The following is a 25,668-nucleotide window of genomic DNA, read 5'->3' on the forward strand; positions in this document are numbered from 1 at the left end:
TGGTGTTGGGAGGAAAACATGCAATTTGCCTTATCAGTCCGTGTTGCTTCAACCGGAGTCCGGAACTCGTAAATAGCTTGTAAATTGGCGGGGTGGGGCGGGGAAGTTATTGGGCGGATGCATCTTTCAAGCGCTCGGCATGACTTTCGGTAGCGCTGAGTGGTGCATCGAATCGTTGTTGTGCGCCGTAATCGTTAATGGCTGAAAAAGTCAGACGCGGAGATCCAGGTGGCAACTCTTTCAAGTTGAATGAACGAACTTCGCCCGGAACGATCATTGTCGAATCAATCACCAACTCTGCTTTTTTTCCTGCAGCGACTTTCAGGTCGGCCAGCGATACGTGGTAATTACTTTGATTTTTTACTTTCAGTACCGACTTGCCAGCTTGCGTGACCAATTGCCATACAAGTTGCACCGGCGCTTGCGCGGCGTCACCGGTGAGTCCGTTCGGGCGGAAAAAAACCTTGATGCGCTGACGCACCGCCAGTTGCAGGGTGTTGACATCGGCAGCGCTGGCCTGAGGGATTTCCTGCACGTTCAGCCACACCACTGACTCTTTGTCCGCAGGCATGCCGCGGCCTTCATACAGAATCCTCAACAGCTGCTGTTGATTGGGTTCGAGTCGGGCCAGCGGTGGAGTCACCGCAAATGGCGGCGCGCTGCCAGCCGTGTCGCCGGCATCCAGCCACGATTGCGCGAGGATGGTTTGCCCGCCGTTGCGCACGGTGACGTTTGCCTCTTTGTGCGCGCCATCGAAGATGATCCGGGTGGAACTCAAGGAGATGCTGGCGAATGCCGAGTGCGTCATCAACAACCCGGCAAGCCCCAGGCAGAGCGGAAAATAGCGACTTAACATAGTTTTCACCGATTGATCTGGTCGGGAAGGACGAGGCACAGCGGCCCCGTCCAGGTATTACGCGCTGCTTATTCGTATTCGAGAACGAACGGCAGAGTGGCGTTACCGGTACCTGCAGTAGCGGTGGTCTTGTCGCCGGTGGTGACGTAAGCGGCTGCGAACGACAGGGTGCCGTCGCCGCCAGTGGTGCCGTCGCCAGTCAGGCTGGTCTGTACTTTGGCTGTGGCTTCGGAGCTCAGGTCGATCAACTGGCCGTTGCTGTCCAGCAACGCGATACCTACGCCTTTGGCCGCATCAGTACCTTGCAGCTTGAGAACTTTCTTGCCATCAACCAGGCCCGAACCGCCGTTGACGGTTGGTTTGAACAGCATCGACACCTTGGTGCCGGCGTTGCAGTTCACTTTCAGGTTGAAATCGTTTGCAGCCACGCGACCAGCACCCGGAGCAGAATCGGTGCCCATGTCTTTGATCGATACGCTGCCCATGTCCACGGCGATCATCTTGTCGTTACCCGAAGCGCCATCTACCGAGCACGCATCGTTGTTGATGACGCCGGTGAAGCTGATTTGACCGCTGCCGCCCTTGACGGCTTTAGCGGCTTCTTCAGCCAGTGCACCAGTGGAGGCAGCCAGCACGGAAAGAGTGAGTACTGCGAAAGCGAACTTTTTCATGTTTATATCCGAAGTTATTGTGAAGTGCTGCATTTGAAATGCCCGGCCATCTTAGGTCGGTGATGGTGGCGGGTCTTTGAGATTTGTCTTAAAGCGTGGCAAGTTCGAGCAAGTCAGTAACATCGGAAGTGCGTATTTATATTTTCAGTCAATTGTATGACGGATCAAATGAGACAATTCTCAAAGTCGCACGGGTTCTATTTGGTTAGTATTCGCGGATGCAGAAATTCTCAGTCAATGCAAAGTTTGTCAGTGTTCTTTCTGCTTGAAAGATAATTCAGATGTTTTGCTATTAATGGCTGATAGAAAGAGGTTCCCGGTTTGTGAACACGCTTCGTATATTGGTATTGGAAGATCACGCCTTCCAGCGCACGGCTGCGGTCAGCGCGCTTAATAGTCTGGGTTACAAAAATATCTTTCAGGCGGCTGACGGCAAGGATGCGCTGGCTGTGATATCCCAGGCAGGGGGCGTGGACATTGCGTTGTGTGACTTGAGCATGGCGGGGATGGATGGTTTGACCTTTTTGCGCCTGGCGAGAGAGGCCGGATTGATTCGCGCAGTGATCATCTGCAGTTCATTGCCTGAAGACTTGTTGCGCACGGTTGATCGAATTGTCACGTTGCAGGGCCTGGAATTGCTCGGCAGTGTCGCAAAGCCGTTGATGGTCGATGTGCTGGCGCCATTGCTGGCGCGCTATCGGCCGCACAGCCAGGTCGATGCCAAAGTGGCGGAAAGTCATCTGGATCAGCCTTCGGAGAACGAAGTGCTCGAAGCGATACGTCGGCAGGAATTTCGCGCGTACTTCCAGCCCAAGTTCCATCTGCGCAGTGGTGAGGTGGATGGCGCCGAGGTGCTGGTGCGCTGGCAAAGCCCCAGTCGCGGGCTACTTTCACCGGGTATGTTCCTGCCAACGATCGAGCGTTGCGGGCTGCTCGACGAAATGTTTTTCAGCCTGCTCACGCAAGGACTGAGTCTGCAGCGTTTTGTGCAGTCCCACGGCAAGCCGTTCAAGCTGGCATTCAATCTCGACGTGACGCAGATGGCCAACCCGAATCTTGTCGACCGGATCAAGGCACTGTTGCGCATACACGGCGCCTCGCCAGCCGGGCTCATATTCGAGCTGACGGAAACCGGTCTGCTGCAGATGCCCGAGATCAGCATGGAAAACATGGTGCGCCTGCGCATGCTCGGCTTCAGCCTGGCGATCGATGATTTCGGCGTCGGCTATTCTTCGCTGGAGCGACTGTGTCAGATGCCGTTCAACGAAATCAAACTCGACGCCGGCTTCGTGCAGAATTTCCAGCAGGCTCGCTACAGTGCGGTCATCCACGGTGCTCTGGCCCTGGCGCGCGAACTGGACATGCGTGTGGTGGCAGAAGGCATTGAAACCGCAGACCAGGTTCATCACCTGGCTCGACTCGGTTGCCAGTGGGGGCAGGGTTTCTTCTATGCCCGACCCATGAATTGGGCGCACCTGGTCGATTGGCGTTTCGAGGGTCAAAAGTCGTCCTGGCGCCGCGCAATAGGCACGTCGGACGTTTAATGAGCGCACGCGGTCTGACTTTTGGGACAAAGCCCTATTTCGTCACATCTTCAAAACAATCATCATGTGCCGAGAAATCAATCAGATGCACCTGAAAGCTTCGGTGATGCCCGGGATCTGCTGCGGTTGCCAAGTGCTGATGATCCTTCAACCCTCCTCATCATGGAGCTGCTCATGCATTGGTCAGTCGTGAATCCGTTACGCGTTGCCATCCTTGATGATCACTCGCTCATACGTCTGGCGATGAAATCGCGGCTGACGCGCGAAGCCGAGTTCAGTGTCGTGGGCGTGTACGGGAGCAGTGCGCAGTTGCTCGCTGGATTGCGCGAGATCGACATCGACCTGCTGATACTCGACTACAAGCTGCACGATGGCGAACTGGACGGGCTTAATCTGATTCGCCTGCTGCGCAAGCAATATCCGGGCATGCGCATCCTCGTTTCATCCTCTGAAGAGCGCCCGGCGGTGGTGAACATGGCGATCGGAGCGGGCGTCAGCGGATTCTTCGGCAAGTCCCAGCCAGTCGATGATCTGATCACGGGTATCCGCTGCGCAGCGTCCGGCCAGTTGTACCTGTCGCCGGCAATGGCCTTCGAACTTGATGTGCTGCCTGCGTCGGTCGATGAGCCTGCTGGTGCCAGTGATGACGGCGCGGCGCACAGCGACGATTTCCTGAGCAATCCTTTGCTGTCGCCGAAAGAAAAAGAAGTCTTGCGCTGCTGCCTCGAGGGTATGGGGGTGACGCAGATCGCTTTGAAGTTCTCCCGAAGTCGCAAAACCATCAGTGGGCAAAAACAGGCCGCTTTCAAAAAGCTTGGCATTCGTGGTGATGCAGAGCTGTTCAAGTTGCAGCACAGCCTGACAGCCGATAACCAGGGATAACACGCTTATGTTTCATCTGTTGCGCGGTGTTTTGCTAGTCAGTGTGCTTTTCGTAGTCGGTAGCGGGTCGTTGTGGGCAGCAGAGCCGCGCACTCTGCAGGTTTTCGGTCGATCAGACTGCAAGGAGGTGCAGGTCGATCTGGGCAATGAAGACTGGAGTTGGCTACGGCAGAAACGCAGTCTCGTATTGGGATCGGCGCTTCCGGATTTCCCGCCTTATGTCATGACCGCCAGCGGTACGCGTTACGAGGGAATTGCCGCCGACATCGCCTGCATTATCGGTCAGGCCCTGCATGTCGAAGTTACTGTCAAGGCATATCCCGACCGTCGCGATGCCATGGCGGCGCTTGAACGCGGCGACATCGACATGTTGGGCAGCTCCAACAGTTTCGAGTTGATCGACGGCCTCGTCACGCTCAGCAAACCTTATGTCGAAGACGTGCCGGCAATGTTCATGCGCGGCGATGATCGGCGACCGATGCCTGCCAATCTGGCCGGTTTGCGTATTGCGGTTGCCGACGATTACCTGCCATCCAGTCAGCTGCATGGCTTGTATCCCAACGCCGAGTTCGTACTCTTCCCATCCAACGAGTTGGCACTGGCTGCGCTGGCGTTTGGCAAAGTCGATCTGTTTCTGGGCGACACGGTGTCCAGCAACTATCTGATCAACCTCAACTACTTCAATTATGTGCGCCTGCACTCTTTCGTCAAAACGCAAACCAACGGTTTCAGCTTTGCCCTGCGCCGAGGTAATGATCAACTGCTGCGTCTGATCGACTCGGTCATCGAGTCGATGGGTGAGGGCAAGATAGCCGAAATCACCAAGCGCTGGTCCGGTGGCGGCGGGGCACTGACACCCAAACGTATCGATCTGACACCCGGCGAAGCACGCTGGCTTGAGCTGCACCCGGTCGCGCGGTTCGTCATCAATGACGATCAGGCGCCATTTGCGTTCTTTGATGGCGATGGCAATTTTGGCGGGATCGGCGCCGATCTGCTGGAACTGATTCAGCGGCGCACCGGTTTGCAGATCGATGTGAAGCGCACCGACAGTTTTTCCAGCTTGAGCACCCGCCTGCTGGATGGCAGCGCCGATATCTCGTTGCTGACGCCAACCGTCTCCCGTGAAGTCGGTATGCGTTTCACCCACCCGTTCCTCGCCAGTCCCTTTGTGATCGTTACCGCCAAGGACGCAGGCGCGCCTTCAAGCTTGCAGGAGCTACGCGGCAAGCGCGTCGCCGTTCCCGAGAGTTCGGCGGAGCGTGAGCTGCTCAAGGATTATCCCGACATTGAAATTGTCGACAGCGAAACAGTGCTGGGTGCGCTGGCTGACGTGAAGGATGGCCGAGCGGACGCGATGATTACCACGCTGCACGGTGCGCGCTACTACATCGCTCACATCTACAGTGACAGTTTGCGCATCTCCAACATCGTCGGCATGAACAAGGGTTTCCTCGCCTTCGCCGCCCGACGTGCAGATACCGAACTGGTCAGCATTCTGAACAAGGCTCTGCTGAGCATTCCACCAGACGAGCTGGACGTGATTCTCAACCGTTGGCGTCCCATTGCTGCGTTCTCGGGTTTATCGTGGCGCGATTACAAGGTATTGATCTACCAGATCAGCGCTGGCGCTTTCTTGATTATCCTCGGGTCGCTGGCGTGGAATTTCTATATCCGCCGGCAGATCCGCGAGCGCAGTCGGGCAGAGCGCTTGCTCGGCGATCAACTGAAGTTCATGGGGGCGCTGATCAACGGCACGCCGCATCCCATTTACGTTCGCGATCGGGAAGGTCGGCTTGTCACCTGCAATAACAATTATCTGCAGACGTTTGGCCTGTTGGAAAAGGACGTGATTGGCAAGACCGTGCTCGAAAGCGGCAAGCGCAATCGCCAGGAAGCGTTGCAATTTCACGATGACTATCTGCGCGTCATCGAGCGGGACGAACCTTACGAGGTGGATCGCACACTGCATGTCGGTGATACGCGGCTGATCATTTATCACTGGATCCAGCCGTATCACGACACGACGGGGGAAGTCAGAGGCGTGATCTGCGGCTGGATCGACATCAGCGAACGCCGCGAACTGATCGAGGAGTTGCGTTCGGCGAAAGAACTGGCCGATGAGTCGAGCCGTGCCAAAACCACGTTCCTGGCGACCATGAGCCACGAGATCCGTACGCCGATGAGTGCTGTGATCGGCATGCTCGAACTCACTCTCAAGCGTGCCGAGCAGGGCCACTTCGATCGACCGGCGATTGAAGTGGCCTACGACTCGGCGAAAGGCCTGCTGGAGCTGATCGGCGATATCCTCGATGTGGTTCGCATCGAGTCTGGGCATGTCAGTCTTTCGCCGAAACGTGCCAACCTGCGCGAGCTGGTCGAATCCGTGGCGCGAGTGTTCGACGGCCTGGCCAGGCAGAAGAGTCTGATATTGAAGCTCGACATCGACGCCACTGTCGGCTGTGACGTACTGGTTGATCCGATGCGCTTCCAGCAGGTGCTCTCGAACCTGGTGGGCAACGCCATCAAGTTTACCGATACCGGGCATGTCAGCGTCTCGATTCGCGGCCAACGCCTTGCTGACGAACGTTTGCAAGTCGACCTCAAAGTCGAAGACACCGGCATCGGTATTTCCAGTGCTGATCTGCAGAACCTGTTCCAGCCGTTTTCGCAAGCCAATCACGGTCCCTCGAACCGGGGCGGCACCGGTCTGGGATTGGCGATTTCACGTTCGTTGTGCGAGTTGATGGGCGGGCGGCTGAACATCACCAGTACGCTGGGCAAAGGCACCTGCCTGGAAGTGTCGCTGTTCTTCAATATCCTCAGTCCGCTCGGCGGCAAGGTGCTGCCTGTTTCGGTTGTCCAGGACAAGCCAGTGCCGACGCTGCGGATTCTGGTAGTGGACGACCAGAGCGCCAACCGTTTGTTGCTGACGCAGCAGCTCAGTTTTCTTGGCCAGGCGGTGCGTGATGCTGCCGATGGTGCCCAGGCATTGGCGTTGTGGCGCTCGGAGCCGTTCGACATTGTGATCACGGACTGCAACATGCCGGTCATGAACGGCTATGAACTGGCCCGCACCATTCGCCAGGACGAACGCGGTAGTGGTGAAGCGCCGTGTATCGTGCTGGGCTTCACAGCCAACGCGCAGCCGGAAGAAAAAGTGAAATGCCGAGAGGCGGGGATGGATGACTGTCTGTTCAAACCGATCAGCCTCAGCACCTTGTCGACCCTGCTTGCCGGCTGGGAAAAGAACGTCGAAACCGAGCCAGTGGAAAGCCCGCCTGCGGCGGGTATCAAGGAGCTGGGATCGATTCGCGAGCGTCTGAACGAGCTCACCGGAGGCGATCTCGACATGATGAAAGAACTGCTGCGCGAGGCGCTGTCGAGTTGTGAGAAGGATCTGGAGGAACTGCATTCGCTGATACCCGAAAGCGATCCCGGGCTGTTGGCTGACCTGGCACATCGGATCAAGGGCGCGGCGCGCATCGTCGCCGAGCATCAGGTCATTGAGGCGTGTAACGAGCTTGAGGCCGAGTGCGAAGCGCCGGTCATCGATCCACTGGATATCAATCGCAGCGCGTTGAAGCTGGAGCATGCACAGGCTGATCTGATCAAGAAAATCAAACGGGTCGAGCTGTAACCGTATTGGCGCAGGGCTCTGCTGACTGGCCTTGCATTGAAGGGGGATGCTAAAGATCATTTTGCAACGGGCGATACCTTGGTTAATAACCATGGAGTTTCGCGATGATCATTCGACGTCCTTTATTGATTGCCTGTCTCTGCCTGCTGGGTTTTGACACCGTCAGCGCGGCCCAGTCTGCACCCGTCAGCGGAGTGATTCGCTTCAGCGGACAGATCGTCGAGGCAAGTTGCATGGCGAGTGGCGCCAGCCGTGCTTCTGCTTCTGTCGAGCTGCTTGATTGTCCGCAGGCGAGCACTGGTCAGATGTTCTCGGTGACCAACGTCAGTGCGACAGGGCGGGGTGAGCCGCGCCAGCAAGTGTTCGTGAGGATGATTGCCGATACCCACGAGCAGGAAAAATATTACGACCAGCGTTTGCTGCTCACGGACAACAAGGGCCATCAGATAACGACTGGCAATTACGTCGTGACGCTGACGCTGCCTTGATGGACTGAGAAAGAATGAGTTTGCGCCTCTTGTTTCAAGGTTACTGACAACAAGGGGCGTTAATAATGAGAATTGTCTGGTTCGTACACAACCGTCCCGCGCTTCTGGCATTGCGCCGCTCGCCACCGTTGCAAACCCCCTCCCTCCAAAGACTTTGAACCAGGCCGGGCCCCGCTAGCGCGGGCTTGTCATCAAGGTGTGGTTTTCGTTCAGCGATCCCCGTGGTCATTTTGAGACAAGTCTCATATCGGACAGGTTGGCCCTTGGTTATTTTCTTGAAAGGAAGAATGGAGCTGCCAAAGGTGTCCGATGTTTCTTGAAAATAACCGAAGTCGATCCTTGCGGATCCTGATCGCCGATAACGACGTGCGTAGAGGTCTGTCGATTGAACAACAGTTCAACAAGCTGGGCTGTCTCAGCGTAGTGAATGTCTGTACTTATCGTGACCTGAGAGTACTGACGTATTACTGCCCCCAACGGCTAAGCCTGGTCGTCGTCAATGCTGAGTTGCTCAACGAGATGGCGATGGATCCGCTCGATTTTTTTGGGGAAAACCCGCTGATTCGTCACCTGCTGATTTTCAACCCCAGTGATGATCATCAGTGGTCGAAGACCTTCTTCAACCCGCATCCGCAACGCTGGATGCGTCTGGTCTCGAAAATCAATCTGCCGCGATTGGCGGATTTTCTGATGCTGGCCGACCCGACGCTCAAGGAACTGGCGGAGCCGGCCTCATCCGATTCCACGCTTCCTTCAGGTGCAAACCGCTAGCTGTTGCGCCTTCGCGCGGTAATCCGCTTGTGCTTTGAGGTGCTATTGCCCAGCGCCTGCTGTGCTGCCCACTCGTTTGCCCCATTGTCTTGAATACACTCTAAGGTAAGGCATCATGCTGCTTCGTAAACTCAATCTCGCGCCGCGTTCGGCGCTGTGTTTTGGCTTGTTCTGTCTCATGATTATCGCGATCGGACTGATCGCCTTGCAGCAAGTCGACTTGCTCAACAAGGCAGAGACCTATGTCGAGACGACCATCGTGCCAAGCATCAAGCTGCTCGGACAACTGGATCGTGAACTCATCGAAATCAAGGGTAATAACGCCCGCCTGCGCAACCCTATCGAAACCCCTGAGCGCAAGGCTCAGGCTCTGATGGACATTCAGCAGTCGCGTCAGCTCATCAAAAATCATCAGCGAGCACTCATTGATCTGCTGGCAACTGACGCTGGGCGTGAGGCCTTCGAGGCGTTCGCCAAAGCACAACAAGTCAATGATCAGGCGCAGGACCAATACCTTGAAACCGTGGCAAAAGGGCAGCTTGAAGCGGCCATTGCGCTGTCAAAGAATCAGATGCGTGCCGCCTCGGACGGCGTGCAGGTCGCGCTCAAAAAGCTGATTGCTCTCAACGAGATCGAAGCATATGAAGCGGGCAAGCAGGCCGACAATGTCTACGAACACACGCTATTGATCGTCAGTGTGTTCATTGTCATTGCCATCGGTGCTTCCTTGGCCCTGGCGGTGTTGTACACGCGCAGCCTGACGGTGCCGATTGCAGGCTCGCTGAGGGTAGCGGAATGCATCGCTGCCAACGATTTGAGCGAAACCATCGCGCTGGATGGTTCCGATGAGGCGGCGCAGATGCTGTCGTCACTGGCGGCGATGCAAACCAGTTTGCGTGATGCGCTGATCATGATCCGTGACTCGTCCACGCAGTTGGCCGAAACCTCGGAAGTCATGCACGGCGTCACCGAAGATATCTCGCGTATCACTCAGCGTCAGAGCCATGAAATCGAAATGGCCGCCACGGCCGTGACGCAAATGAGTGCCGCGGTGGAACAGGTTGCGGACAACGCCGCATCGACCTCGCAACTGACGTCGGAATCAAGCGCCGCAGCCATCGCCGGTAAAACCCGGGTCAGCGAAACGGTTGCGGCAATTAACCTGATGGTTTCCAGCGTGCATAGCACCTCGGCAGAAGTGCAGGCGCTTTCTACGATGGCGAGCGATATCAGCAGCGTGCTGGACGTCATCCGAGAAGTCGCCGAACAAACCAATCTGCTTGCCTTGAACGCAGCGATCGAAGCTGCGCGGGCGGGGGAGGCGGGCCGTGGCTTTGCCGTGGTCGCAGATGAGGTGAGAGGGCTGGCCCAGCGTACGCAGAAATCGACCGAAGACATCGAGTCCATGGTCAGCTCCATTCAATCGGGCACCAGCAGGGCGGTTTCTTCCATGAGCCACACCCGCTCTCAGGCCGAAAGAACGCTCGAGATGGCCAATATCGCCGGCGAAGTGCTGACCGACATCACTGGCTCTCTGAATCTTATCAATGAACGAAACCTGCTGATGGCGACCGCTGCCGAAGAGCAGGCTCAGGTTGCGCGCGAAGTGGATCGCAGCCTGATCAGCATTCGCGACCTGTCTTGCGAAACCGCAGAAGGCTCGAAACAGACGGCGGTTGCATCGGCGGAGCTCTCGCAGTTAGCGGCGTCGCTGAACAAATTGACCAAGGAATTCAAGCTCTGACTGTGAGCATAAAGCCCTGGTTGCCAGGGCTTTTTTATCAGTGCTTGATCGGTGAAGTGAAGTCTTGCGCATCGGGTGCAGAATTCTGAGCTGGCGATGCGGTTTGTGCCGTCAGTTGTTCAATGCAGGTGGCGAGTTGTTTTTCATAGCTTTCAAGCACGGCTTCGGCTTCAGCTTCGCGCTCATCACGCAAGCGAAAGAAGTCGTCGCGACTGAGCTGATCCGCTACAAGGCGGATATTTTGCTCGATGATCGCGCACAGAGAATCTTCGTCCTCTAACGCGGCGCTGGTTTGCGCCGCGCGTTGAGTGTTTTCGAGCTCCGTCTTTGCCGCCTCGGCGGCCTTCACTTGTTCCTTCGTGGTAAGCAGGTCGGTTTCCAGGGCTTGCTTCTGTTCTGCCAGACGCTTGAGTTCTGCGCTCATTGACTGGATAGCATCGGCGCGGTGGGTGAGCTGGACCTCCTGTTGTTGCACCACAGCCTTCAGTGGAAACAGTTCATTGAGCTGGTAACCGGCGACCACAGTCATGGCGATCAGCGCCAGTGCCAGAATCGTCAGGCAGTAGATGGCGGCGTTGCTCTGGGGTTTTGGACTATTGAGGGTATCGAGGGCTCTCACGGAATCGTTTCTCCTATCACGAGCGGCCAGTGTAATGGCCGAGTTCCGTTGCGCCTTTAAGACGAGTCTTAAATTGGGTGTTGGTTATTTGCGCTGGTAAAGGAGGTGTTCAACAACGCGTCCTTTTTATAGGTTTAAAGATTTAGTTAGTTGACTATAAATCCATGAGAATTGTCTGATTGTTGAATAAATAAACTTTTTGCCCAAGTGCTATTTATTCATTATCTTCTCGCTCCGGTTGTGGTGATTTTGCTGCCGGTTGAATATTCGCACCATCGTCAATCATTCAGTTGTTTGCATGCAACGCAGAGTCAGAGAGAGTGTTATGAAGTTATGCTATATATTAATTGTCGGGCTCTTGTATGTGCTGTCGTCAAATGCAATGGCGGCGGTATGCGAGTTCTATCCCGACAACTCCAAGGGCAATGTCCACGTTGTCCTTCCGGCCACGATCTCGGTGCCGCAGGACACACCGAACGGCACGGTTATCTATGAAAGCCCAATCGTGACCCTGGGAGCCATTCCCAGTTCGTTCAGGTGCTCTGCGGTACACAATGAAGGTGTGCGCAACTCTGTGGGTGTCACCCAATCAGGCGCGCAGATTTTTCCTGTTGGAAATACCGGGATCGGCTGGCAATGGATTCGACCACCCTCGGGTAAAGCATGGAAAGGCTTTCCGGGAGACAGCGACGTTGCTGGCGGTTGGGGTTGGAATGGCAGTGAGCACATCTTGCGGCTCGTAAAGACGGGCACTATTTCAGGGAGTGCGACGATACCCTCAGGCCAATTGGGAGTCTTTGTCGCCGCTGAAATCGAGCCTCTGGCAATGAATACAAATGGCACCAGGGTCGTCTCACAGTCTTGCGAAACACCTGATGTGAAAGTTGATATGGGTAGTTATAACTTGAGCGATTTCCCGAAGAACGGTGCCTATGCCAAGGAGCAATACTTTTTTCTCAGTATGAAAAACTGTCCTGCCGGAATAAATAACTTCCGCTACTCCTTTTCGCCCACTGCGGGCAGCCCTGCGTGGGACGCTAATACTGGCATGGTAAATCTGAACAGTAGCTCCACTGCCAAAGGTTTGGCATTGCAGATGCGCTTCAGAGACGGGAAGCCACTCAAGCTGAATCAGAACTACATAACGAAAGCGCCTACATCGGAAGGCGGGAATGCAGCTGTAGACTTGCAAGCGCGCTTCGTGCGCATTGAACCCGCCAATTCACAAATGAGAGCGGGCAATGCCAATGCCGAAATTGCCTTTGTCGTTGAGTATCTATGAGGAGGCCAACAGCTTCTTCACCTCAGCCACAATCACTTCAATGTCGAAAGGCTTGGGCAGCACCACGTCAAACAGATCCGAGCGCTGCATGCCAATGTGCGCCTGCGCTCCACTCATGAGAATGATCGGCAGGTGTTTGACGCAAGGCTGGGCACGCACGGCTTCGGCGAATTCGAGGCCGTCCATGACCGGCATCATGAAGTCCGTGATGATCAGTGCTGGCCGTTCTCTCTCCAGCACTTCGAGGGCTTTCTTGCCATTGCTGGCCGTCACCGTCATGAAGCCTTCATCCTCCAGCGCAAAGCCAAGAATGTCAGCAATCAGATACTCGTCGTCGACTACCAGGATGGTGGTCATGTTATTTCAACCCGCTCGAAGACTTACGATATTGAACCAGGCAATGACTCAGATGAGACGGAAGGTTCATTTCTCAAAGCCTTTTCCAGGAACACATCTTGATCACGGATGACTACCTCGAACCGCGAAGGGTTATAGGAGCTATCACGTATCTTGAGAATGGAAAGCGTCCTGCGAAGTTCAGCGTGATTTTCAAAGAAACGCATGAGAATCAGGTTGTCGGCAATACTGGACAGGTCGGAATTCGGTGCGCTGACCTCGGAGCCGAACAGATCGCGCATTTCCCAGGAGGCGAAGACCGTAACGCCTCGGGATCGCAGCTCGTTCATCAGTGCACTGAAAAAGTCGGTGATGCGTTCCGGTGTGGTTGAAACCCGAGTCATGCCGCTGAGGCTGTCGATGAACAGGCGTTTGATACCTTTTTCATCGACCAGGCTCAGCAGGCGCGCACCGAGGGCGTCCAGCAAGCCCTCGGTGGTCGGCTGCCAGGCAATGCTCAGCGCACCGCTGTGTTCCATTTGTTCAATATCGATGCCCAGCGAATGGCCTTTGAGTCGTAGCCGTTGCGGGCTCTCATAGAAACCGAAATGCAGGCCCGGCGCTTCGGCCGTCGACTGCGCGAGAAACTTCAGCCCCAGCGTGGTTTTGCCGATCCCGGAAGGCCCCATGACGAGCGTGACGCTGGAGCTGTGCAAGCCGCCACCGAGAATGTCATCCAGCGAAGCGATGCCGCTGGGAATGCGTGTCATGTCTGCACTGTCGGGGGCGGAAGGGCGCTTGTACAGACTTTCCAGGCGCGGATAGACCACCAGGCCGTTTTCGGTGATCTCACACTCGTGAACACCGGTCAAGGCGCCGCTGCCGCGGGTCTTGCGCAGGTGAATGCGTCGCACCGATCGCGTGCCGAACAGCTCTTCGCCCATTTCGATGACGCCGTCGACCATCGTGTGTTCCGGGCTGCCGTCGTCCAGGCGCGAGCTAGTGAGAAACAGCACGGTGCAACCGGCGAATGCCGCATGGCCTTGCAGTTCGGAGATGAATTTTTTCGTGTCGATCGGTGAGTCGGCCTTCGAGCGGGCGTTGAGCAAACCGTCGACGACCATGACCGTCGCTTTCTGCCGGCTGATTTCGCGCCGCAGCAGTTTCACCACTTCATCGAGGCCTTCGTTTTCCAGCGTATCGAAAGCGCTGACAAACTGTATTTCAGCGCCCACTCGGGATGCGTCGAAAAAACTCATGGTCGACAGAAACTGAAACAGTCGGTCGTGAGACTCGGCCAGCAACGTGGCGACCAGAACGCGACCGCCATTACGGGCATGATTGAAGCCGAGCTGATTGGCGAGGATGGTCTTGCCGGAACCGGGGCGGCCCTGAACGATGTACGAAGCACCCGCGACCAGGCCACCCTGAAGCAGCGCGTCGAGCCCTTCGATTCCGCTTTGAAGGCGTTTTAGCTTTTCCACTTTGCGACCCTGATCTGAAAAAACAGGCTTGTTAAGCCGAATGGGTGAAATGCTAACGCCATTTCCATTTTTGGGCCATGCCGGTGGAGGGAAAGTAGCGTTGGAACGTATCGTTTTGGCGTGTTCCACGCCCCCGTGACTTCGGCCAGGCCTTTCAAAAACGGTGCGCATCCAGGGCACCGTTATCAATCGAGAACTCAACCCGTTTCAAATCAAGTTCAGCGCGATTTTAGGAACAGTCTGATAGGAAAACTCTTGATGAGTCCTGAGAATGGGGGTGAGACCTCAGATAATGCCCTCGTCGAAGGATTAAGCCGATGAAACCTCTGCGTGACCTTCAAAATCTTCAGCTAAGACTGGTTGAGTCTGCCGCTGTGAACGAAAGCTGCGCCGCTGACTTGTTAAGCATTCTGCAAAAACTGACGAACAAGGAGGCAAACAGCGTCGTTGAGATAATCGGCTTACTGCAGCATGAGGCAGCAATGCTTCAGCAACTATCGAGAGACTTAACGCTTCAACGCTATAAAACGATGTTTGGCTAACGACTTGCCGACCCGAGCAGCGCATCGCGAGCATTATCTTGGATGGAGTAACGCAAAGCGCGGGGAGAGGTTTTCACCGCTGTATACGCCATACAGCCGTCGCAAAGCAGCACTTGTACGATGTCCTATCACAAGGTATTACTGTGTTTCCCCCAAAAAAAATAAAATCACGGAGATCGCTACATGGACTCATCCCTGTCCGCCAATTCTGAAAGCCTTGACCCAGCGAAAGGCAATACCCGCCGCAGTTTCCTGAAAAAATCCCTCGCCGTTTCCGCCACGCTCGCCACCGTCGGCAGTACCGCGCTAACCCGACTCGCCGAGGCCGCCGAACCCTTGAGTCAGCGCTACCCTGATCCGCTGATCCACATCCTCGACGACAGCTTTCTCGAACTACGTGTTTTCAACGCCAGTGTTGAAAAACTTGCCACGGGCATGCGCTGGGCCGAAGGGCCGGTTTGGATCGGTGATGGCCGCTATTTGTTGGTCAGCGACATCCCCAACAATCGCATCATGCGCTGGGACGAGATCACCGACACCTTCAGTGTGTACCGCGAACATTCGAACTTTTCCAACGGCATGTGCCGGGATCGCCAAGGGCGCCTGATTGTCTGCGAAGGCTCCACCACAACCAGCGAAGGCAGGCGCATCACGCGCACCGAAGCCAATGGCACGATCAGCGTGCTGGCCGACAGCTTCGACGGCAAGCCCTTCAACTCGCCCAACGATATCGTCTGCAAAAGTGACGGATCGATCTGGTTTACCGATCCGCCATTCCAGACCAGCAACAACTACGAAGGCCACAAAATCACTCCGAGCCAGCCCCACGCCGTGTACCGCATCGACGGCGAAAGCAAAAAAGTCACCCGGGTCATCGACGACCTCAACGGCCCCAACGGTCTGTGCTTTTCGCCCGATGAAAAAACCCTGTACGTCGTTGAAGGTCGCGCCAAACCCAATCGGCTGATCTGGGCGATTGTCGTAAAAGACGACGGCACACTGGGCGAACGTCGCAAGCACATCGAAGGGCTGGAGTATGCCGCGATCGACGGCATCAAATGTGATGAAGCGGGCAACCTCTGGTGCGGCTGGGGCGGCAATGGTGATCCCAAGGCCGACCTGGAAAAACTCGACGGTGTGCGCGTTTTCAATCCGCAGGGCAAGGCCATCGGGCATATTTCCCTGCCGGAGCGCTGCCCGAACCTGTGCTTTGGGGGACGCGAAGGGAATCGGCTGTTCATGGCCAGCAGTCACTCGATCTACTCACTGTTTGTGAATACTCGCGGGACTACGTTTGCGTTGTAAAAACAGCCTGCAGCGCATCTGAGGATGCGCTGCATTTTCGGCTGTTTTATGAAGCCCTACTGCCTGGAGACGCCTGGCACATCCATATTGATCTTGCGCCAGAACGCTTCAGAAAAACTGTAAACCGAGAAGGCAATCAACCCCAGGGCCATCATCATCAAAACCAGCCACCCAGCGGGCAGACTCTGCAGCGCATCGAGCGCTTCTTTCAGACCCGGTGGATCCATGGCTTGATAGGTGGAACCGCTGATTGCCAGGAGCAATGCAATCTCTATAAACACCAGTCCGCGAGCGATCAGACCAAACCGGGATACCGGGCGGACGTAGCGCATGACTTCTTCATCGGCCTCAAAATACCTTTCGAACGACGCTTTCCAGCCCTTGATGATGTGAGCAATGCCAACACCGAGCGGAACGAGGGCGATCACATACACCAACACATTCGAGTATTCCCACGACAAGAGATGCGCTAGCCAATCTTTGGTCTGCCCTCCGGTATTGCCCGAGCTTCGAATACCGCTTACGAGCAGGCCCAAGGCAAAAAACGCCAGAGCCCCATTGACCAGACCTCCCGCCAACAGGCCGGCGCGAATCACCAGGCCTTTGAGCTGTTTGCCGTGATGATCGACATCACGCGTAGCTTGCAGGACACGCCAGGCCGCAAAGGCGAGCAGACCCGCCACCACCAACCCAACTAAAAAGTAGCCGAATGGCTGGCCTAGCAAAGCCTCCAGACTCTTGTGGCTGTCCTTGGGTCGGGTCGAATCCCGGGCGGCGAGCAATGCGAAGATACCGATGATCAGATACAGCACTCCCCGAGCGGCGTAGCCTCCCCGAGCAAGTATGACGAGGCTGTGTTGTGCGGACATGAGGTGTATTCCTGAAGGGGGCATAGGAGAGCAGACCCTTCTTGCCAGGAGGGGTTCTATTTCGCCTTCCTGGCGTTCAAACGTTGGTTATCTGCGGCGGGCAGAGGAGGGCTTACTCAACCATCACCTCATCCAGTGCCTGCTCCAGCAGGCTGACTGTGCGCTCGATATTCTGCAGTTTTTCGAGTCCGAACAGCCCGAGGCGGAAGGTCTGAAAGTCGGCCGGCTCGTCGCATTGCAGCGGCACGCCGGCAGCGATCTGCAGGCCGTGTTGGGCAAATTTCTTGCCGCTTTTGATATCGGCATCATCGGTGTAGCTCACCACCACGCCGGGGGCCTGAAAGCCCGCAGCCGCCACGCTTTTGATGCCTTTGCCGGTCAACAGCGCACGCACCCGATCGCCCAGCGCCTGTTGCTCGTCGCGAACCTTGTCGAAGCCGTACGCTTGCGTCTCTTTCATCACGTCGTTGAACCGCGCGAGGGAATCGCTGGGCATGGTCGCGTGATAGGCATGTCCGCCCTGTTCGTAGGCCTGCATGATCTGCAGCCACTTTTTCAGGTCGCAAGCGAAGCTGCTGCTTTGCGTCTGTTCGATACGCTCAAGCGCCGCAGCACTGAACATCACCAAGGCGCAGCAAGGTGAGGCGCTCCAGCCTTTCTGCGGTGCGCTGATCAGCAGGTCGACCGCGCATTGGTGCATATCCACCCAGATCGTGCCAGAGGCGATGCAGTCCAGCACGAACAGACCGCCCACCGCATGCACGGCGTCGCCGACTTCCCGCAGGTACTCATCGGGCAGGAGGATTCCGGATGAAGTTTCAACGTGGGGCGCGAAAACCACTTTCGGCTTGTGCGCTGCAATGGCGGCCAGCACTTCGTCCAGAGGTGGCGGGGCGTAGGCGGCTTGGCGACCCGTCTCAACCGGCCGGGCTTTGAGCACCGTAGTGGCCGCCGGGATGTTGCCCATCTCCAGAATCTGGCTCCAGCGATAACTGAACCAGCCGTTGCGTATCACCAGGCACTGCTGGCCGGTGGCGAATTGTCGCGCCACCGCTTCCATGCCGAATGTGCCGCTGCCCGGAACCACCGCCACCGCCTCGGCGTGGTAGACCTGTTTCAGGGTCATGGAAATGTTCTTCATCACGCCTTGAAAGGACTGCGACATGTGGTTCAGCGAGCGGTCGGTGTAGACCACGGAATACTCGACCAATCCCTCGGGATCGATGCTCGGATAGAGCTTGGACATGGTGACTCCTTTGGCAGGGCTAAACATCTTTGGCAAGCAAGTGTAGGCAAAGGGCAGGGATCAGCTCATCGAAATGCGCAAATGAGGTTAGAGTGCTCAGCAATGTCTCTGTCGTTGCGTGAACCATGAAGCTGCCGCTGTTTATTTCTCTGGATGGGCCCAAGGGCACCGGCAAAACCACACTGCTGGAGGCCGTTACCGCTGCACTGCGGGCAAACAACCAGAAAGTCATCCGCCTGTGCGAGAGAAAAAGCGATCCGTACCGCGGCGAAACCATGGCCCTGGTCAACCAACTCGCCAGACATCCGTCCCGGGATCTGGAGTGGGCGGTGTGTCAGCGCCTTGCCGATAGCCGTCGCTGGATTTCTGAGCGGGTGCTGCCCAAACAGCCGCTGGACAGCATCATTCTGATCGACCGCTGGTATCCGTCGGATGCCGCATTTCGCCATAGCGTGCCGTTTGCCGAGATTCTGCATCTGAACATGCAGCTAGGCGTGCGCGTGCCGGATCTGCATGTCGGCGTCGTCACCGCGCCGGACATTTCATGGGCACGGGCAACGGCCCGATCACGAGGACTGGGCGGCACAGTGATCCAGAAACACACCGAGCATGTCGTCTGTAGCGAGATGTTCGAGCAGGCGGTTGCCGATCATGGCTGGGTGTTGTGCCGTAATGAGGGAACCATCGAAGCCGCAACGACTCAGGTAGTTGCAGAGATCTATAGAGTGCTTGGCTGATCGTCGATGCGCAGGCGCTGGTTGAATTTGAATTTCAGGTTTTTCTGATCTGAGCTCACCGTACTGACGGATCACACGCCCCCCATGCTCACAAACCTCTGGTATGTCGTTGTCCCATCGTCACAGTTGACTGGTGGATTGATGCCGGTTCGATTGCTCGGACAACCTTTCGTGGCGTTCCGCGATGACGCGGGTGTCGCTCACGTGCTGTCGGATATTTGCGTGCATCGCGGCGGCTCGCTGTCCGCCGGCAGCAAAGTGGGCAATAGCGTGCAGTGCCCTTATCACGGCTGGCGGTTTGGCACTGATGGAGTGTGCACGCTGATACCGGCGCAGCCCGACCTGCGGATTCCCGCCAAGGCCCGCGTCGATGCGTACCCGACGCTGGAGCGATACGGATGGATCTGGGCGTTTTTAGGTGATCTGCCTGAGTCTGAACGTCCACCCTTGCCCGCGCTCGACTGGATCGACGATCCCGCCATCCGCGTGGTCTCGGGCCACTTTGACTGGCAGGCCAGTTGGGACCGGATTATTGAAAACGGTCTGGACTTCGCGCACGCACCGTTTGTCCATGGTTCAACCTTCGGCGATCCGGATCATCCCGAGATTGAATCATTCGAGGTCGCAAGCGATGCGTGGAGCGGCAGCGCGCAAATAGTCATGCGCAGGCCGGCACGCAAGGGGCTGCTGCGGCGCAAATCCTCCACTGAGTTTGTCAGCGTCGGCACTGTTCCGGGGTTTCACCTGTCCGGCCCTTGTACAACGCTTGAGCTTCAGTTGCCCAACGGCTGGCGGATCTACATCGTCTCGGCGCATGTTCCGATTGACGCCAATCGCACGCGCACCTGGTGGATGATGGGCAGAACGTTCCTGCGCACCCGACTGCTGGATCGCAGGTTCATTGCGAGCAATATCCGCATCTTCGAACAAGATCATGCCGTGCTGAAAAACGTCCGGCCCGAACGTGTGCCGGACTCTTTCCAGCAGGAGGTTTCGTTGAAATCCGATGCGCTGCAGATTGCTTTTCGCAAAGACGTGCAGGCACTGGAGCAGCGCGGCTGGCGCATTGATGAAGGCCGCCTCGCGCGAACGTTCACTGGACGCAAAGCCTGCGCAATACCCAGCCCTGAACGTCGTCAGATTCGCGCTTGGGCCATTGAGCCGATTCCGCTCGTGGACATCACCCACGAATCTGAATAGTGCTGCGAGCCAGCCTGCGCTTGACGCAGACTGGCGCAACCCTTAGCGCGTCTCACATTGTGGCGAAGGTTCGCCGCTCAGTGCATCAACCATTGGCGGATGCTCCTGCACTGCCTGACGCAGATCTTCGGTCACTCGCAATTCCGCACCTGTCGGCGAGAAGGTTGCTGCCGCTGCAAACGGCGCGGGATTTGCCGGAACCGGACGTTTGCCACGGCGCCACAGGAAGAAGGTGACCATGCACAGATTGACCAGCGCAAATACCCAGAACAAACCATTGGCGCCGAACGAATTCATCACCGGAGAGATCATCATCGGGCTGATCGCCGAGCCCAGCGAATTGATCAGCAGCAAGCCCTGAATCATTGGCACCAAGGCTTCGGCAGGGGCGCGGTCTGCGGCGTGGCTGACCGCGACCGGGTACAGCGCGAACACACCACCGCCAAGCAGAAACAACATCACCGCGAGCATCGTCTTGGACAAGGGCACCAGGACGATCACCAGCGATAACAGCGTGCACGCCACCGTCAGAATGGTCAGCACTTGCAAGCGATCCTTGCGATCGGACCAGCGCCCGACCGGGTATTGCAGGAGCATCGCGCCGAGAATCGTCCAGGCCATCATGCTGCCGACTTCACCGACATTCAGACCGCTGCGCTGCAGATACAACGGCAGCAAGGTGTAGATCGCCGCGATGGTCACACCCGAGCCGAAACAGCCGACCAGCCCGGTCGGGGTCACGCCCAGCAGTTGCCGTGGTTTGAGCGGTTCCACCTGATCAAGCAGTGGCGACACGCGCGGCAGGATTACGATCGGCAGCACCGACAACGAGGCGAGCATGCCGGCGACCATGAACGGCGCGCTGTCGCTGAGCCCGGTGATTTTGCCCAGCGTTGCCTGACCCAGCACACCGGCGCCGTACAAGACGATCATGTACAACGCGAGCAAGCGCCCGCGAATCTTCGCGTCGCCCGCCAGCAGCAGCCAGCTTTCGATCACCAGAAACACACCGACCGTGGCCCAGCCGTTGATCAGGCGCAGGGCGAACCAGCCCCAGGTGTCATAGAACAAGCCCTGCAGCAGGATGGTCACGGCGATCAGCGAAGCAAAGCTGCCGTAGGCGCGGATATGACCGATGCGCAGAATCAAACGGTCATTGAACACCGCACCCAGGGTCAGACCGATGAAGTAGGCCGATGAAACGACACCGATCATCGTCGCCGAGGCACCGGCGGCGTCGAGTCGAAGGGTGGTCAGCGAAGATAGAAAACCGTTGCCCAGCGCAACAATGAACAGCCCGAGCAGGGGCGCCAGCGCCATGGCCAGCAAACGCGGAGACATAAAAACCTCTGGAGATCGAACAGCAGAACGTGCGCCTCTGCGCATGCGATTGCCAAGCCGAAAAAATGTGTGGTGCGAATGCCTGCCGAACGGGCAGGGCGGTTGAGTCGGCCACTCGTCAATGAGGTGTGGCTAGCCCTTCAAGTCGGGCGCCAACTCTGGCGACTGCAAGAGCGCGCGGATTCTAAGGCTTGTATGGAATTTTCCAATGGCTGTTTGCTGCGACAGTTGGACGCAGGTCAATCAAGGTCGTGACATAACGACAGCTCATGGTTTGCACGGCAAAAATGTTCCTTTATTGATCCTCTTGCGCTGGTTAGCCTGTGCGGTCGGTTTGCCATTTTGTGCCAGGAGTCATGATGCTGATCAAAGGTGAGCGGGCCGCCACGGCGTGTGGTTTGGTAGCGATCGTTTTGTGGAGTACCGCAGCCGGATTGATCAGAGGCGTCAGCGAGCACTTCGGCCCGCTGGGGGGCGCTGCGCTGATCTATTCGCTGGGCGCGATGCTCTTGCTGGTGTTCCTCGGCCGCCCGCGGATTCGCTCGACCTCCAGGCTCTATCTGGTGCTGGGCAGCGCTTTGTTCGTCGCTTATGAGGTGTGCCTGTCGTTGGCGTTGGGTTTCGCCAGTGATCGTCATCAAGCCATCGAACTGGGCGTGGTCAATTATCTGTGGCCGTGCCTGACCGTGGTGCTGGCGATTGTCATGAACGGGCAGAAGACCCGGTGGTTCATCATCCCAGGCTCCGCGCTGGCGATTTTCGGCATCTTGTGGGTGGTCAGTGGCGAGGGATTATCGTTGCCGGGGATTGTGCGCAATGTTCAGTCCAACCCGTTGAGCTACAGCCTGGCCCTGACCTGTGCGATTACTTTTGCGCTGTATTGCAATGTCACGCGTCGTTATGCCGGCGGGCAGAATCTGGTGGTGCTGTTTTTCGTACTGACGTCCGTGGTGTTGTGGTTGAAGTGGTTCCTCAGCCTCGAACAGATTCCGCCATTCACCTGGGCAAACTCTCTGGAACTGCTGGCGGCGGGAATCGCCATGGCCGGTGGCTACGCACTCTGGAACATCGGCATTCTGCGGGGAAACCTGACCTTGCTGGCGACCGCGTCCTACTCCGCGCCCGTGCTGTCGTCGGCATTCGCTGCGGTGTGGCTTGGCGTCAGTTTGCAGATGCAGTTCTGGCAGGGCGCCGTGCTGGTGACGGTGGGTTCGCTACTGTGTTGGCAGGCGACCCGGCAGCACAAGATTTCCCAAGCAACTCCGATCAAGGTCAGCGTGGGCGAAAACCCTCACTGAAAGAGGCCTTAGCGGCCTCCCTTAACGATGCTAAATTAGCGTCGCAACGCAAGTCTCCCGCAATCACGCGGGTTTATGGAGAGCAACAGCATGGAAGCCACCCCGGTAGACCGTTCAGCCCCGATCCGTTACTGGGCAGTACTGGGCTTGTCACTGCTGTTCAACCCCTCAACCCCGGCCATGGCCTTTACCCCCGAGCTGCATTCGGCCTACGCGCTAGAAGCAGCGCAGGCGTTTCAGCGCTGCCCCGGAGTAAAGCTACCTGTGCAGTTGGGCGAGGCGTTGGCTAAAGGCACGGATGCAGAAGACTCAAGCCCGCGGACGATCCTTCAGCGCGCCACCCACTGGCATTTCTACAACCGCAACGAAAAGCTTGAGCCATTCTGGTTCTTCGAGCGCAATCTGGACGCGATTTTCAACAAACGCATCAAGAAGCTGAACGAGTTGCTGGTGAAACCTGATGCCGACCCGGTTGAGGTCTACGAGCAAGCGGGAAGGGTCTTGCACTACATACAGGACATGAGCGTACCCGGCCATGTGGTGCCGGCTTACCACGCAAAGTTACCGGGCAATCATGCCGATCCGTTTGATGAGTTCGAAAGTATTGAAGCCCTGCCAGTGTTCGACTTGTCTGACGCGCAGTGTCAGGCGCTTCGTGATGGGGCGGGTAAAGCCGATGCCAACCCTCGACGTTTTCTGGACGCCGCTGCCACAGCAACCTTGCAAGCGATAGGGCAGATAGACGCGGCCGGTAAACCTGTCGTCGACGGTGCATGGAACGCGTATTGGGTTTACCCCGCACGAGACACCGATGAAGCCCGCAAAGGCTGGGGCCAATACGGTACCTGCGAATTTGCAAAGGGCAATGTCAATGCTGGGTGCAAGCGTGAAGAAGAACTTGTGACGTTGTTCGAACAACAGTCTCGGCAAGCTCAGAGAAACTCGGTGCTGATGCTTTTTTATGTGCAAAAGAAGCTGGCCGAAGCAGGCCAGAAAAACGCCAGTGCAATGGCTGATCAATAACCAGGACTGAAATTTAGAATGCGCCGCTTAATAGCTCATGGATGTGTTGTTGTCAGTATCGCGATGCTGTGTTCCGGCTGTACCTCCTATGCGACCGTGCCGACAATCAACGAGCACGCTGGAACTGGAACACAGGAAATCATCTCTAGCTTCAGCTACCAAATAGACTCTCCCTGGAAAAACAGTCGCCTTGGCAAAGACGCCTACGCGCAGACAAAAAGCATGTTTCCAAATGCACAGGATCTCAGCTCCAGACCTGCAGCCTCGAGACTCCCTGCACTGGAAATAAAAGTCTCGGAATTTTCATTGGGTGGCGCTTGCACACAAGAGTATTTGACGGGGTTGAGTTTTGGTTTGATTCCGAGCTGGTGCACAAGGCCAGACCTGTTCAAGTTTGATTTCATCCTGAATAAAGAAAACGGCGTTTGCAGGCAAAAAACCTATTCAGTAAACGCCACAACGGTTTCACATCTCGTTGTGATTCCATTTGCACTGTCGCAGCCCGACAATCGACCACTGACCCTTTATCAGGCTTCGCTAAAAGATTTCCTTCAAGCCGATCAATGTTCCAAAGGCTTGTGACCAGCGCATCAGGCTTTCAAAAATCTCGCGGCGTAGCTGACAAACAACAACAGAAATACCAATCCCCCCAATGCAATGACCAGCGTACTGAGATGCGCAACCATGCCGATAAACGCCGGCCCCATGAGAATGCCGGCGTAGCCCATGGAAATGATCGCCGGGATGGCGGTGCGCTGGGGCATGCGCTGTTGCCGACCCGCCGCCGTAAACAGCACCGGAACAATGTTCGAGCAGCCGATGCCGACCAAGGCATAACCCAGCAAGGACGCTTGCCAGCTATCGAACACAAGAGAAACCAACATGCCGGCAGCCGCGCAGATCCCGCCCAGCGCCACCACGCGAACGCCACCCAGCCGGCTGACGATGGCATCTCCGGTCAGGCGCCCGAGCGTCATCGCCGCCGCAAAACTCGCATAGCCCAAACCGGCGTAGCTGGGTTCCATTGCGCGTTGCGAGGCGAGGAAAACCGCGCTCCAGTCGAGCATGGCGCCTTCCGTCAGGAAAACAATGAAACACAGACAGCCCAACAGCAGCACGATCCCCCTTGGCAGCGCCAACAACGGGCCGTCTCTCTCCGTGCCATAGGGCAACAAACTCGGCGCAGCCTGGTACAGCGCGGCGAGGATGATCGCCACCAGACACAGCACCGACAACAGCGGATCCAGACCCAGGCTGAGCATCGCCGTCATGGCACCTGCGCCGGCGATGCCACCGACACTGTAGAGCCCGTGGAACCCGGATTGCAGGGTTTCGCCGCTGTTCTTTTCAACGATGATGGACTGGATATTGATCGCGCAATCGAGCATGCCCATGCTGGCGCCGAACCCCAGCACCGCAAGCGCCAGCCCCGGCAGCCATGTCAGATGGCTCAGCATAGGCAGCACCGAACACAACGCGAGGGTTGAGCAGATGATCACTGGCCGACAGCCAAACCGTGCAGTCAGATAACCGGCAAACGGCATGGCGACGATCGAGCCGATACCGAATCCCAGCAACAACAGGCCCAGTCCACCGTCGTCCAGTCCGGTACGCGCCTTCACCAACGGAACGAGCGGCGCCCAGGCCGACATCACAATGCCGGTGATCAAAAATACGATGCGCGTGGATACGCGTTCGCCGTGGTTTGCGTAAGCTGCCAGGGATGACGTCGAGGCGTTCATTGATGCGGACATCCTTATCGGTGCCTCCCGGCTTTTTTGGCGACGAAC

23 protein-coding genes are annotated in these 25,668 nt (G+C 56.9%); 14 read left to right on the forward strand and 9 right to left on the reverse strand.

What is annotated here, in order from left to right; translation table 11 throughout:
* Positions 1–106: 106 nt before the first annotated feature.
* Together PspR84_RS14595 and PspR84_RS14600 are read right to left on the reverse strand one after the other, a co-directional pair.
* Complete coding sequence (locus PspR84_RS14595; protein WP_160060091.1) at positions 107–856, reverse strand: molecular chaperone; 750 nt, start codon at positions 854–856, stop codon at positions 107–109.
* 68 nt (positions 857–924) lie between these two features.
* Positions 925–1,527, reverse strand: coding sequence for a fimbrial protein (locus tag PspR84_RS14600; protein WP_016986831.1), 603 nt, complete (start codon positions 1,525–1,527; stop codon positions 925–927).
* A 323-nt stretch (positions 1,528–1,850) separates the two neighbouring features.
* Between PspR84_RS14600 and PspR84_RS14605 the strand changes: the two genes are divergently transcribed.
* From PspR84_RS14605 to PspR84_RS14630, 6 genes are all read left to right on the forward strand, one after another.
* Positions 1,851–3,071 carry an EAL domain-containing response regulator gene (locus PspR84_RS14605; protein WP_160057817.1) on the forward strand — a complete coding sequence of 407 codons (1,221 nt, stop codon included), beginning with the start codon at positions 1,851–1,853 and terminating at the stop codon, positions 3,069–3,071.
* 174 nt (positions 3,072–3,245) lie between these two features.
* Positions 3,246–3,953: a response regulator transcription factor gene (locus PspR84_RS14610; protein WP_160060092.1), complete on the forward strand. Its 708-nt coding sequence runs from the start codon at positions 3,246–3,248 to the stop codon at positions 3,951–3,953.
* A gap of 7 nt (positions 3,954–3,960) precedes the next feature.
* On the forward strand, positions 3,961–7,593 hold the full coding sequence (locus tag PspR84_RS14615) for a transporter substrate-binding domain-containing protein (RefSeq protein WP_160057818.1): 3,633 nt from the start codon (positions 3,961–3,963) through the stop codon (positions 7,591–7,593).
* Between the two features lie 104 nt (positions 7,594–7,697).
* Positions 7,698–8,081, forward strand: coding sequence for a hypothetical protein (locus tag PspR84_RS14620; RefSeq protein ID WP_016984508.1), 384 nt, complete (start codon positions 7,698–7,700; stop codon positions 8,079–8,081).
* Between the two features lie 339 nt (positions 8,082–8,420).
* Entirely contained in the window at positions 8,421–8,852 is a 432-nt protein-coding gene (locus PspR84_RS14625) for a hypothetical protein (protein ID WP_238785106.1), read from the forward strand.
* 115 nt (positions 8,853–8,967) lie between these two features.
* Entirely contained in the window at positions 8,968–10,596 is a 1,629-nt protein-coding gene (locus tag PspR84_RS14630; protein ID WP_160057820.1) for a methyl-accepting chemotaxis protein, read from the forward strand.
* Positions 10,597–10,633: 37 nt separating this feature from the next.
* Here the strand turns inward: PspR84_RS14630 and PspR84_RS14635 are convergent, their stop codons facing one another.
* Positions 10,634–11,215 (reverse strand): hypothetical protein, encoded by a 582-nt coding sequence (locus PspR84_RS14635; RefSeq protein WP_016984511.1) that lies wholly within the window; start codon positions 11,213–11,215, stop codon positions 10,634–10,636.
* Positions 11,216–11,540: 325 nt separating this feature from the next.
* Between PspR84_RS14635 and PspR84_RS14640 the strand changes: the two genes are divergently transcribed.
* The gene (locus tag PspR84_RS14640) at positions 11,541–12,497 is read left to right on the forward strand and encodes a fimbrial protein (protein ID WP_160057821.1); all 957 of its coding nucleotides are present in this window, start codon (positions 11,541–11,543) and stop codon (positions 12,495–12,497) included.
* On the opposite strand, the gene PspR84_RS14645 is transcribed toward PspR84_RS14640, so the two are convergent.
* Positions 12,492–12,854, reverse strand: coding sequence for a response regulator (locus PspR84_RS14645; RefSeq protein WP_093431585.1), 363 nt, complete (start codon positions 12,852–12,854; stop codon positions 12,492–12,494). The two genes, PspR84_RS14640 and PspR84_RS14645, sit on opposite strands and share 6 nt — an antisense overlap.
* 23 nt (positions 12,855–12,877) lie before the next feature.
* Positions 12,878–14,317, reverse strand: a complete 1,440-nt coding sequence (locus tag PspR84_RS14650; RefSeq protein ID WP_160057822.1) for an ATPase domain-containing protein — start codon at positions 14,315–14,317, stop codon at positions 12,878–12,880.
* Positions 14,318–14,634: 317 nt separating this feature from the next.
* On the opposite strand from PspR84_RS14650, the gene PspR84_RS14655 reads away from it, so the two are divergent.
* Together PspR84_RS14655 and PspR84_RS14660 are read left to right on the forward strand one after the other, a co-directional pair.
* Positions 14,635–14,859, forward strand: a complete 225-nt coding sequence (locus tag PspR84_RS14655) for a hypothetical protein (RefSeq protein WP_160057823.1) — start codon at positions 14,635–14,637, stop codon at positions 14,857–14,859.
* Positions 14,860–15,042: 183 nt separating this feature from the next.
* Positions 15,043–16,164: an SMP-30/gluconolactonase/LRE family protein gene (locus PspR84_RS14660; protein ID WP_160057824.1), complete on the forward strand. Its 1,122-nt coding sequence runs from the start codon at positions 15,043–15,045 to the stop codon at positions 16,162–16,164.
* Positions 16,165–16,220: 56 nt separating this feature from the next.
* Here the strand turns inward: PspR84_RS14660 and PspR84_RS14665 are convergent, their stop codons facing one another.
* Together PspR84_RS14665 and PspR84_RS14670 are read right to left on the reverse strand one after the other, a co-directional pair.
* Positions 16,221–17,033, reverse strand: coding sequence for a DUF1206 domain-containing protein (locus PspR84_RS14665; protein ID WP_160057825.1), 813 nt, complete (start codon positions 17,031–17,033; stop codon positions 16,221–16,223).
* Between the two features lie 112 nt (positions 17,034–17,145).
* The gene (locus tag PspR84_RS14670; protein ID WP_160057826.1) at positions 17,146–18,279 is read right to left on the reverse strand and encodes an aminotransferase class V-fold PLP-dependent enzyme; all 1,134 of its coding nucleotides are present in this window, start codon (positions 18,277–18,279) and stop codon (positions 17,146–17,148) included.
* A 125-nt stretch (positions 18,280–18,404) separates the two neighbouring features.
* Between PspR84_RS14670 and PspR84_RS14675 the strand changes: the two genes are divergently transcribed.
* Both PspR84_RS14675 and PspR84_RS14680 read left to right on the forward strand, forming a co-directional pair.
* Entirely contained in the window at positions 18,405–19,016 is a 612-nt protein-coding gene (locus tag PspR84_RS14675; protein ID WP_160057827.1) for a dTMP kinase, read from the forward strand.
* Between the two features lie 84 nt (positions 19,017–19,100).
* On the forward strand, positions 19,101–20,216 hold the full coding sequence (locus tag PspR84_RS14680) for an aromatic ring-hydroxylating dioxygenase subunit alpha (protein ID WP_160057828.1): 1,116 nt from the start codon (positions 19,101–19,103) through the stop codon (positions 20,214–20,216).
* 42 nt (positions 20,217–20,258) lie between these two features.
* On the opposite strand, the gene PspR84_RS14685 is transcribed toward PspR84_RS14680, so the two are convergent.
* The gene (locus PspR84_RS14685) at positions 20,259–21,557 is read right to left on the reverse strand and encodes an MFS transporter (RefSeq protein ID WP_160057829.1); all 1,299 of its coding nucleotides are present in this window, start codon (positions 21,555–21,557) and stop codon (positions 20,259–20,261) included.
* Between the two features lie 359 nt (positions 21,558–21,916).
* On the opposite strand from PspR84_RS14685, the gene yddG reads away from it, so the two are divergent.
* The 3 genes from yddG (at position 21,917) to PspR84_RS14700 (ending at position 24,460) form a co-directional block, all read left to right on the forward strand.
* Positions 21,917–22,855 (forward strand): aromatic amino acid DMT transporter YddG, encoded by a 939-nt coding sequence (yddG, locus tag PspR84_RS14690; protein ID WP_160057830.1) that lies wholly within the window; start codon positions 21,917–21,919, stop codon positions 22,853–22,855.
* Between the two features lie 90 nt (positions 22,856–22,945).
* Positions 22,946–23,878: a hypothetical protein gene (locus PspR84_RS14695; RefSeq protein ID WP_160057831.1), complete on the forward strand. Its 933-nt coding sequence runs from the start codon at positions 22,946–22,948 to the stop codon at positions 23,876–23,878.
* Positions 23,879–23,896: 18 nt separating this feature from the next.
* On the forward strand, positions 23,897–24,460 hold the full coding sequence (locus PspR84_RS14700; protein WP_160057832.1) for a hypothetical protein: 564 nt from the start codon (positions 23,897–23,899) through the stop codon (positions 24,458–24,460).
* A gap of 8 nt (positions 24,461–24,468) precedes the next feature.
* Here PspR84_RS14700 and PspR84_RS14705 read toward each other — a convergent pair whose 3' ends face one another.
* The gene (locus PspR84_RS14705) at positions 24,469–25,620 is read right to left on the reverse strand and encodes an MFS transporter (RefSeq protein ID WP_160057833.1); all 1,152 of its coding nucleotides are present in this window, start codon (positions 25,618–25,620) and stop codon (positions 24,469–24,471) included.
* Positions 25,621–25,668: the final 48 nt, after the last annotated feature.

Source organism: Pseudomonas sp. R84 (genome assembly GCF_009834515.1).
In the GTDB taxonomy this organism is placed as follows: domain Bacteria; phylum Pseudomonadota; class Gammaproteobacteria; order Pseudomonadales; family Pseudomonadaceae; genus Aquipseudomonas.